The organism is Rhodococcus sp. WB9 (assembly GCF_007558985.1).
Classification (GTDB): domain Bacteria; phylum Actinomycetota; class Actinomycetes; order Mycobacteriales; family Mycobacteriaceae; genus Rhodococcus_F; species Rhodococcus_F opacus.
Window position 1 is genome coordinate 4,299,485 of sequence record NZ_CP041769.1, and the last position, 8,903, is coordinate 4,308,387.

General features: G+C 66.8%; 11 protein-coding genes and 1 pseudogene. 7 read left to right on the forward strand and 5 right to left on the reverse strand.

Translation table 11 applies throughout. The features are described 5' to 3' along the window. Positions 1–111 precede the first annotated feature (111 nt). Positions 112–534, forward strand: a complete 423-nt coding sequence (locus tag FND50_RS19805; RefSeq protein ID WP_144286810.1) for a nuclear transport factor 2 family protein — start codon at positions 112–114, stop codon at positions 532–534. Between the two features lie 21 nt (positions 535–555). On the opposite strand, the gene FND50_RS19810 is transcribed toward FND50_RS19805, so the two are convergent. Beyond that, positions 556–1,647 (reverse strand): substrate-binding domain-containing protein, encoded by a 1,092-nt coding sequence (locus tag FND50_RS19810; RefSeq protein WP_144286811.1) that lies wholly within the window; start codon positions 1,645–1,647, stop codon positions 556–558. A 165-nt stretch (positions 1,648–1,812) separates the two neighbouring features. Between FND50_RS19810 and FND50_RS19815 the strand changes: the two genes are divergently transcribed. Together FND50_RS19815 and FND50_RS19820 are read left to right on the forward strand one after the other, a co-directional pair. Continuing rightward, positions 1,813–3,174, forward strand: a complete 1,362-nt coding sequence (locus tag FND50_RS19815) for a hypothetical protein (RefSeq protein WP_144286812.1) — start codon at positions 1,813–1,815, stop codon at positions 3,172–3,174. Then, positions 3,174–4,163, forward strand: a complete 990-nt coding sequence (locus FND50_RS19820; RefSeq protein WP_144286813.1) for a glutamate ABC transporter substrate-binding protein — start codon at positions 3,174–3,176, stop codon at positions 4,161–4,163. The genes FND50_RS19815 and FND50_RS19820 overlap by 1 nt, the downstream gene beginning before the upstream one ends. Positions 4,164–4,220: 57 nt before the next feature. Here FND50_RS19820 and FND50_RS19825 read toward each other — a convergent pair whose 3' ends face one another. The 3 genes from FND50_RS19825 to FND50_RS36890 form a co-directional block, all read right to left on the reverse strand. Continuing rightward, positions 4,221–4,625 carry a hypothetical protein gene (locus FND50_RS19825; protein ID WP_144286814.1) on the reverse strand — a complete coding sequence of 135 codons (405 nt, stop codon included), beginning with the start codon at positions 4,623–4,625 and terminating at the stop codon, positions 4,221–4,223. Positions 4,626–4,726: 101 nt separating this feature from the next. After that, positions 4,727–5,491: a haloacid dehalogenase type II gene (locus tag FND50_RS19830; protein ID WP_005564579.1), complete on the reverse strand. Its 765-nt coding sequence runs from the start codon at positions 5,489–5,491 to the stop codon at positions 4,727–4,729. 101 nt (positions 5,492–5,592) lie between these two features. After that, positions 5,593–5,760, reverse strand: a complete 168-nt coding sequence (locus FND50_RS36890; protein WP_260851052.1) for an RGCVC family protein — start codon at positions 5,758–5,760, stop codon at positions 5,593–5,595. On the opposite strand from FND50_RS36890, the gene FND50_RS36895 reads away from it, so the two are divergent. Both FND50_RS36895 and FND50_RS19840 read left to right on the forward strand, forming a co-directional pair. Further along, on the forward strand, positions 5,687–5,884 hold the full coding sequence (locus FND50_RS36895) for a hypothetical protein (protein WP_260851053.1): 198 nt from the start codon (positions 5,687–5,689) through the stop codon (positions 5,882–5,884). The two genes, FND50_RS36890 and FND50_RS36895, sit on opposite strands and share 74 nt — an antisense overlap. Before the next feature lie 398 nt (positions 5,885–6,282). Beyond that, entirely contained in the window at positions 6,283–7,152 is an 870-nt protein-coding gene (locus FND50_RS19840; protein ID WP_144286816.1) for a hypothetical protein, read from the forward strand. Positions 7,153–7,189: 37 nt separating this feature from the next. Here the strand turns inward: FND50_RS19840 and FND50_RS19845 are convergent. Continuing rightward, positions 7,190–7,628: pseudogene (locus FND50_RS19845) on the reverse strand (aldo/keto reductase); the annotation flags it as partial. Between the two features lie 40 nt (positions 7,629–7,668). Here FND50_RS19845 and FND50_RS19850 point away from each other — a divergent pair. Both FND50_RS19850 and FND50_RS19855 read left to right on the forward strand, forming a co-directional pair. Next, a complete protein-coding gene (locus FND50_RS19850) occupies positions 7,669–7,890 on the forward strand; it encodes a helix-turn-helix domain-containing protein (RefSeq protein WP_260850533.1) in 222 nt (73 codons plus the stop codon). 113 nt (positions 7,891–8,003) lie between these two features. Further along, positions 8,004–8,900, forward strand: a complete 897-nt coding sequence (locus tag FND50_RS19855; protein WP_144286818.1) for an SDR family oxidoreductase — start codon at positions 8,004–8,006, stop codon at positions 8,898–8,900. Positions 8,901–8,903: the final 3 nt, after the last annotated feature.

The window sequence follows — 8,903 nt, forward strand, 5'->3', positions numbered from 1 at the left end:
GCGACCCAACCTTCGCACCCCACGCGCAGCCCGACGGTGTTACGCCACCGGACAGTCTCGATCAGCGAGATTCCGGGCCGACGCGGCCGGCCCTCCGAGGAAGATCGAGCCATGCCCGAGCCCGCTCCCGACCGCGTCCGGATCACCGACCGCCTGCACGTCGTGGCCGTCCTGCTCGACACGAAGGACTGGCCGGGGTTCGCGGCGACGCTCACCGAAGATGTCGTGGCCTACGGGCGGACCGGGCGGGCCGACGTGGTCGCCTGCGTCCGTTCCCACCTCGACGTCTGCGGCGCCACCCAGCACCTGCTCGGCAACATCCGCGTCGACGTCGACGGTGACGCGGCGCGTACTCGGTCGTATTTCCGGGCGTTTCACGTCGGCCTCGGCGACCGTGCCGGCGCGACGTACGAGTGCCTCGGTGAGTACCGCGACGAGTGGCGACGCGGACCGTCGGGTTGGTCGCTGGCCGGGCGGGTGATCGACGTCGGCGCCGAAATCGGCGACCGCGGTGTCATCGCGCCTCTGAGCTGAACTCGCCGAATTCCGCCCGGCTCAGCTGTGCTCCCCGCACACCGCGGATGCCGGATCCGGCGCACAGATCTGCTGCCACGTGTAGAAGCCGGAGTTGACCACGACCTGGAGGTTGTCCTTCGTGATGTTCTGCACGGGCAGGAACACCGTCGGCACGGCCATGTACTGGTTGTCGATCGTGCCGTTGATCATCTCCTCCGGAATGCCTTCGTCGTGGAGGATCGATGTGGTCAGCTGCGCGGCGACCTTCGCCTGGTCGGACAGATTCTTGAAGATCGTGTTGTCGAGAGTTCCCTGCGCGATCAGTTGCAGCGCAGCGAGATTGGCGTCCTGTCCCCCGGTGACCGGGATCCGTCCGGCGAGCCCGCGGCCGGCCAGTGCCGCGACGATTCCGCCTCCCAGGTCGTCGTTCATGGTGACGAACAGCGCGATGTCGTTGTTCTCGCGGGTCAGGCATTCCTCCGCGAATGCCTGACCTTCGGCCGGGTCCCAGTCGTCGATCGCGGTCTCGCAGACCACGCGGATCTTGCCACTGTCGGCGAGTGGCTGCAGATACTCGTCCTGACCGAGCCGAAATTGACGGGTTCCGTATTCACCGAGGTTTCCCTCCACCCGGGCGATCTTCACACCGTCGCCGGGCATCGCGGCGATCAGATCCGCGGCGCGGCTCCCCTGCCGTCGGCCGACCTCGAGTGGATCGAAGATCACCTGAACGTCTGCCGGTCCACCGACCGCGTCATGGTCGTAGAGCACCACCGGAACGTTCGCCTCGGCGGCGGCAGTCAAGGCGCCACCCGAAAATCTCGCGTCCGCGGAGATCAGCACGAGCACGGACGCGCCCTCCGCGATCGCCGACTCGACCTGGCTCTGCTGACGGGCAGGATCACCCTCGGCGTTGCGGACCGTCACCGTCGCCTCCGGCGCGAACAGCTCCAGGAAGTCGGTGAACAAGGGTTCGTCTCGCTCCACGAATCGGGTGGTCGTCGTGTTCGGCAAGAAAAAGAAGACCTTCTCCGTTTCGTCGTCGGCCCGCGGCGCAGGGGCCGCGCAGGCCCCGAGCGCCATCGCTGCGACCGCAGCCGCGACGCAGAACGCGCGCACCCTTGTCTTCATGAGCTTGTCTTCATGAGCTTGTCTTCATGACCCGCGGATCTCCAGTCCGATCGTGCCCAGTCTGGAGGTACCCGCGGGTGAGGCCGGCTACTCGCGCACGTCGATGCTTTCGGTGTTTTCCGACCGTGATCGGCGCACACTGTGTGCAGGGATGAGGAGGAGAAGGTGTTCCACCAGGACCGCGGCGTCGTATCCAGCGGAGATCGTGACACTTCGCCGGCCGAGCATCTCCTGAACGAATCCCTGCTCGTCGAACCCGAGGTCCGGCGGCGCCCCTGGCGCGAATTCCTTGCGTCCACACCCGGACGCCTCTCCCTCCTCGCCGTCGTCCTCGTCGCGGTCGCGCTGACGGCCGGCCTCGTGACGTCCGCCGTGGTGGCCGCGCGGCAGCAGCGCATGGAAACCCTTCGCGCCCACACCGAACCGCTCGCGGACGCCGCGCAGAACCTGTTCAGTTCGTTGTCGATCGCCGACGCGGCAGCGACGTCGTCATTCATCGCGGGTGCCATCGAGCCGCTGGCGGTGCGTGACCGGTACAACCAGGCGATCGGCGACGCCTCGAACGCACTCGTCACCGCGTCGTACGGCGTCACCTCCGGCGACGTCGAATCGCTGCGACTGCTCACCGAGATGTCGCGTCACGTCGCCGTGTACACGGACCTGGTGGCGACCGCACGGTCCAACGACTCCGCGGGAAATCCGGTCGGGGTGGCATATCTCGGAACCGCATCGGCTCTCATGCAGGACACCATCCTGCCTTTGGCCGAACGCCTGTACAACGACCAGGCCCGCGCCGTCGCCGACACGCAGTCCCACACTGCCAGGTTGCCCGCCACCGCCATAGTGGTCGCGTCGGCCGGGGTCGTCGTCCTCGCCGTCGCGCACACGTACGTGGCGCATCGAAGCCACCGCCGGGTCAATCCCGGACTGGCGTGTGCGACCGTCCTGCTGGCTGCTCTCGTCGTATGGATCGTGGTCGCCGGGCTGTTGTCGACGTCGGCCAGCGAACGCGCACGGATCGACGGCGCGGAGCCCCTCGCGGCGGTCACGAAGGCGAGGATCCTCGCCCAGCAGGCCCGCGCCGACGAGACGCTCGGACTGCTTCGTCCGGGTTTCGATCCGGCCGGGAGCGACTACACCCGGCACACGGACGCACTCGCCGAAATTTTGAATTCGGACGCGTCGCGGAACACCGTCGTCGCACCGACGATCAGCGGGGCGTCCGCCGCGTTCGACGGATGGCGGGGCGCGCACCGGGACCTGCAGCAGAAGCTCGCAGACGGCGACTACCAGGGCGCGGCGGACGTTGCGGTCGGTCCAGGATCGACGGCATCGACGGCCCAGTTCCGGGCCCTCGACGAAGCGCTCGAAGACGCCATCACGGCTCTGCGCACCGAGGAACTCGACGCGATGCGGGAGTCGTACCGCACGATGGCGGCGCTCGCCGTAGGTGGCATCGTGCTCGCCGTTTCCGCAGCGCTCGCCGTCGTCGCGGGGATCGAGCCCAGAGTGAGTGAGTACCACTGATGGTGCGACGACACCCGGAACGGCGACCGCGCTCCGCTCGGCTGCTCGGCAGCCTCGTGCTCGGAGCTGTCCTGATTGCCGGTTGCGGCGCGCCCGATGCACCCACCCCGAGGTTCTCCGGGGACTTCACGGAGTTCCCCCTGTCGGCCGGCGCCCAGCTCATCGCACCGTCCGAGGCCCCGACGCCGGCCACGGAGCCGTCGGCATGTGCAGCACAGGCCAGTCTCCGTCCGGGGCCTCCGAGCCTCGGTGGCACTCTCGGCGATATCCGTGCCCGCGGCACGGTGGTCGTCGCGGTCGACCAGAACACCAACCTGTTCAGCTTCCGCGACCCGACTACCGGCACCCTCACCGGATTCGGTGTCGACCTCGCGCGGGAGGTTGCACGTGATCTACTCGGCGATCCCACCAGGGTCGAGTTCCGGCCGCTCGGAACCGATGACGGCGCCGAGATGTTCGCCCGCCGCGACGCGGACATGGTCGTGCGTCCGGTTGCCCTCCCCTGTGAGGGTTCCCAGGACTTGGCGCTCTCCACGGTGTATCTCGAGGCATCCCGCCGGCTCGTGGTGCGGGACGGGTCGGGTATCTCCGGTCCTGCCGACCTTGCCCGGCGACGGGTCTGCACGCACCACGACGCGGCGTCGGTGTCGGCGCTGTCGCGTATGGCCCCCAAAGCCACGATCCTTGCGGTACCCGACTGGGACGACTGCCTCATGGCCATCCAGCAGCGACAGGTCGACGCGGTCGCAGGGGCTGCCGTCCTCGCCGGTCTCGTCGCCCAGGATCCGAATCTGGAAATCGTCGGTCCCGAAACCGATTCCGCCCGATACGCCATCGGCCTCGCTCCCGGAAACGACGACCTCGTCCGGTTCGTCAACGGCACACTCGAACGGCTGCGCACAGACGGAACCTGGACTGCTCTCTACGATCGGTGGCTGTCGTCGCTCGGCCCGGCACCCGGACCACCGTCCCCGCAGTACCGGGACTGACCGGCCCCTCCGACGGCGGCGCCTCCTCTGTCGCCCCGAGTTCCACCACGTCCCGGTTCAGCTCGGATCGTCGTCAGCGACGGTCTTGGGCAGGCCGGTCCCCATCGGGTCGAGCAGGGCGGTCGTGCGGGAACCCCACCGCTCGTGCGCGGATTGACGGGTCATCCCGGCGGCCTTCCCGATGGTCGCCCACGTCGCTCCCTGAAAGCGCAGGCCGAGAACGGTTTCGACGCCGTCCAGCCCGGCGGCGAGCTGGATGCGAAGACTCAGCAGATGCCAGGCCAGGGTCCGCTTTTCGGGAATGTCCGTACCCTGCTCGGCGTCCCACTCAGCCGTACCGGGCAGCGGTCCGGTGCCGATGATTTCGTCAGCGTGACGGCTCGCTTCGGCGGCCGCCGCCGTTATCACCGCGCGAGCAGCGGCGTTGATATCCGCGCTGACGGCGCGTTCGACAAGTTCCATGACAACCTCCCATTTCTGTCAGGCATAGCCTGACAGAGGCGGAACGCGGCGTCAAGGATTACCTGACAGATGTGAGGCATGCGACCCGAAGGTTCGCCACTTCACCTGAACCCTGTCGATCCCTCACCGAGCTGCGCTGCGAGATGAGTGATGTCGGTGGCCGAAATGTCCCAGCTGCCTGTTGGCGCGAGATCGTCGGTCTGGTGCGGTCCGTGCTCGACGGGCCGGAGAATGAACGCAGTGGCCAGTCCCGCAGCGTGCGCGGCTTCGAGGTCGTCGTTGTGGGCGGCGGCGAGCATGACCTCGCCCGGATGAAGACCGAGAAACTGCGCCGTTTGCAGGTAAGCCTGGGGATCAGGTTTATATTTTCGGTTGATGTCGGAGCCGATGATCACGTCCCACGGGATTCCGGCGTTCTTGGCCATGTCGAGCAGAAGTGAGGTATTGCCGTTCGAGAGCGGGCCGATGATGTACTCGGCCTTGAGTGCCGTGAGACCTGGCACGCTGTCGGGCCAGGGGGTGAGCACATGCCAGGCGCGCGCGAGCTCGTCGAGCTCTCCGGCATCGTGATCCGAGGGGTCGATGCCCGATTCGCGGAGCGCGAAGTCGAGGTTCTCGCGGTGCAAGATATCGAGAGTCACGAACTCGCGGGTGCCGGAAAGGATGGCATCCATAGAGGGCTGGTAACGGGCACGCCACCGGTCGGCGAACGCAACTGCGTCCACCTCGAGCTGATGGCGCGCCGCGTAGTCCGCGACAGCGGCGGCGATACCGGAGCGCCAGTCGACAACGGTGCCAAAGGTATCGAACAACACAGCGCGAACATTGCGTCCCGTCGACGGGGACCGGAACTGCACACGAGCCATGGGCGTCCTTTCGACTCGAACGTACGACGTGGCATGAGAATAGTGCCGTCATGCAACGCCGTCGGCGAATCGAACGGACCGCCCGTGGGCGAGCGTCTGCTTCAGTACCGGGAGTAGTGCTGTCCACTCACCTGTTCACCGGCGCAGATGCACTTACGATCGAGGCTTCGCGCCGAGGTCACGGCACAGAACCGAATCCCCAGCGCATCGTGGGAATCCGTGCTGTGTGGGCATGCCGTGCACGACGCCGCCGATTCCACCGCCGACACGGGGCTCGGTGACTCGGACACGAGTAAATTCGACACATCAGTCGGGTTCGACGCCATGGCGGCGCTCCAGTTCTCGGCCCTTGGACTGCGGGCCGGTGTGGGCGCCGAGGACGACATGGCATGACCGCGCATATTCGAATAACCCTCGACACCCACCACGCTACTCCCCCTACCGCCCACCACCCTCCGATCACGGGTGATTGCCGAGTCGTCAGGGAGCGTACGGCGCTGCGGGCGGCGTGACGACCTGAGCGGCCTACGTGAGACCTGCACCGAATCCGATGAGCAGTGCGGTGCCAGCGGTGTGCGTTCGACCGGTCCGTAGGAGTGTCTCCGTGGCCGGAGGGACGGAACGGAACTCTGTTGTAGCTCTTCTGCATTCGCTGGCGTGTCAGCCACAGGACTTCTCCGCTGTTGCACCCGAAACATACATCGGTGTCATCCGCCGGGTGCGACGGCAGACCCGGCCGGTTAGAAATCGCACACTTCCGCCCAGCGCCGGCGGGACCGACAATAGGGAGCGTGAGTTCTCGACGTTCCGCCGCAGAGTGGGCGCGGAGTCAGGTCCATGCGGTGTGTGACGATCCTGCAGCCCGACTCGAGCTGATCGCCCGTACCTATCACGGTCCGATCGGCAACGCACCCCGGCACTTACCGTTCCGCCGGGCGGCTTTGTCGTTCATGCGCTGGCAGATCGGCCGCGGCGTGCTGGCGCCGCTCGGTGCGATGCCGCCCGGCAGTCCGTGGTGGCGAGCGGTCAACGAGCGGCTGATGCGCGACGGCTGCGAGGCTGTCGCCCGGAGCGGCGGAATGGGCGGGACTCCGTCCTCGCACACCGTCGATCTGTGGATGCTGTTCGTTGGCGATCCGACCGCACGCACGTGGTACCGGGCCCACAATGCGAGCATCGCCTCCGCCTACCTGGACCACCGCGACCTTGCCTGCACGGAGAGCCGTCCGGAGCGCTTCTTCCTCAACGTCGTACTGCTCCGTGTTCTCTATGCCCATGCCCTGGTCGCGGCGCCGCGTCTGGCGCTCGGGCGGCTCGCGCCGGCCGGCCCACTTCTCGGAGATCCCCGTCTCTCGATGACCGGGATCTTCCTGTCGCTCTCTCGGGTCCTCCCCGACCGATATCCCCTCGGGGACGACGTCGCGGCGTATGTCGCCGCTGAGCACAACGTCGGTGAGATGCTGGACTACGGCCTGATCGGGCCGCGGCTGCAGCAACTGTACGAATGGTCAGCCGACGAACTCGACGAGCCGGGGCTACTCGACTGCATTTGCGACGGCAGTCCTACTTATGCCTGGTCCTACTCTGATCGCGAGGTATGGCATCCGGCGAGCCCGGCCGTCACGATTCGCGCGGTTCGGCGGATATTGCCGGCGAACTAGGGGTCGACCTCGCTGTCCGTACCTCACCCGGCCGGATTCGGACGGCGCTCTGCAGCAGCGGTGGATACACGGGGCGATTTCCCGTCCACCGTGGCGCCGGCGAACTGGAGCATCGCCCGCTGCTCGCCGTGCATCGGCGCCGGATAATTCAGTGTCGGCGCCGAGACTTCGTCGAGCGTGCGGAGGTGTTCGGGGCTGAGGGTCACCTCCAGGCCGGTGATGTTGTCCGTGAGGTGCTCGACGCGCCTGGCGCAGAGGATTGGCACGACGGTCCCGGATCGGGCACGCAGCCAGGCCAGCGCAACGGCTGCCGAAGTGGTCGCAAGGTCGTCGGCGATTGCGGCGACGGCGTCGATGACCACGAACTCGGCGTGGGTCGGACCGCCGACGAAGGCGGTGCGGGCGGAGTCGGTGACCTCTGTGCCGCGGCAATACTTGCCGGACAGGAAACCGTTCTTCAGTGGGCTCCACGGGAGTGCATCAGCGATTCACCGGCACTTTCGAGGAGTCACGGCCATGAACCCCTTGCAGTTTCACCAACGAATTCGATTGCAACACGCCCGCTCGATGCTGGTCGCCCACCCCGGTGACGTCGCGGGCGTCGGGCAACGTGTCGGCTACGACAGCCCCTCACAGTTCAATCGCGAATACCGCCGCCTGTTCGGCGCCTCCCCCGGCAAAGACGCTTACGGCATACGCACGAACACCGCACTGTCGCACGCCGGCCCCCTGCCCTGACGGTTTCCGGGTCCTCTCGAAGGGGTAAGCGTCGCGGGAAGCGCCTCTCACTGATTCGACGAACTTATCAGTCCGGCTTGCCGATTCGACAGAAGACGAAGAAGGGTACGAGAATGGCCGACCAGTACGTCCGGCAGGATCCCACTACGCAGTACCCCGCCCCCGATCGCGAACACCAACCGGAGTTACCGCACCCGGGACTGACCTCCGACATGGTGACCGCCCCGGATCACGGCGAGAAGTCCTATCGGGGAAGCGGCCGCCTCGACGGTCGCCACGCCCTGATCACCGGCGCGGATTCGGGCATCGGACGGGCGGTGGCGATCGCGTTTGCTCGCGAGGGTGCCGACGTCGTGGTCAGTTGCCTGGAGGCCGAGGAGTCGGACGCACGGGAGACTGTGCGAATGGTGGAAGAGGCCGGACGACGAGGCGTCGTCGCGACCGGTGACATCACGTCGGAGGACCACTGTCAGGCGCTCGTGGATCTGACGGTCCGTGAACTCGGCGATCTCGACATACTCGTCAACAACGCGGCCTTTCAGATGGTGCAGACGGGTGGTATCGCCGACATCACCACCGAGCAGTTCGACCGTGTCCTGCGCACGAACCTCTACGCGCTGTTCTGGTTGTGCAAGAAGTCCGTCGCGGTCATGGAACCTGGATCGACGATCGTGAACACCTCGTCGATCCAGGGGATGAATCCGTCTCCCGGGCTTCTCGACTACGCCACCACGAAGGCAGGGATCATCGATTTCACCAAGGGTTTGGCGGCCGATGTGGCGAAGCGGGGAATCCGGGTCAATGCCGTTGCACCGGGGCCCATCTGGACGCCGCTGATCCCCGCGACAATGCCCGCCGACGGTTATCGGCAGTTCGGGGACGACGTGCCTCTGGGCAGGCCCGGCCAGCCGGCCGAACTGGCACCCGCGTACGTATTCCTCGCATCGAACGAATCCAGCTACGTCACCGGAGAAGTGCTCGGCGTCACCGGCGGGACGCCCTTCACCTGAGCA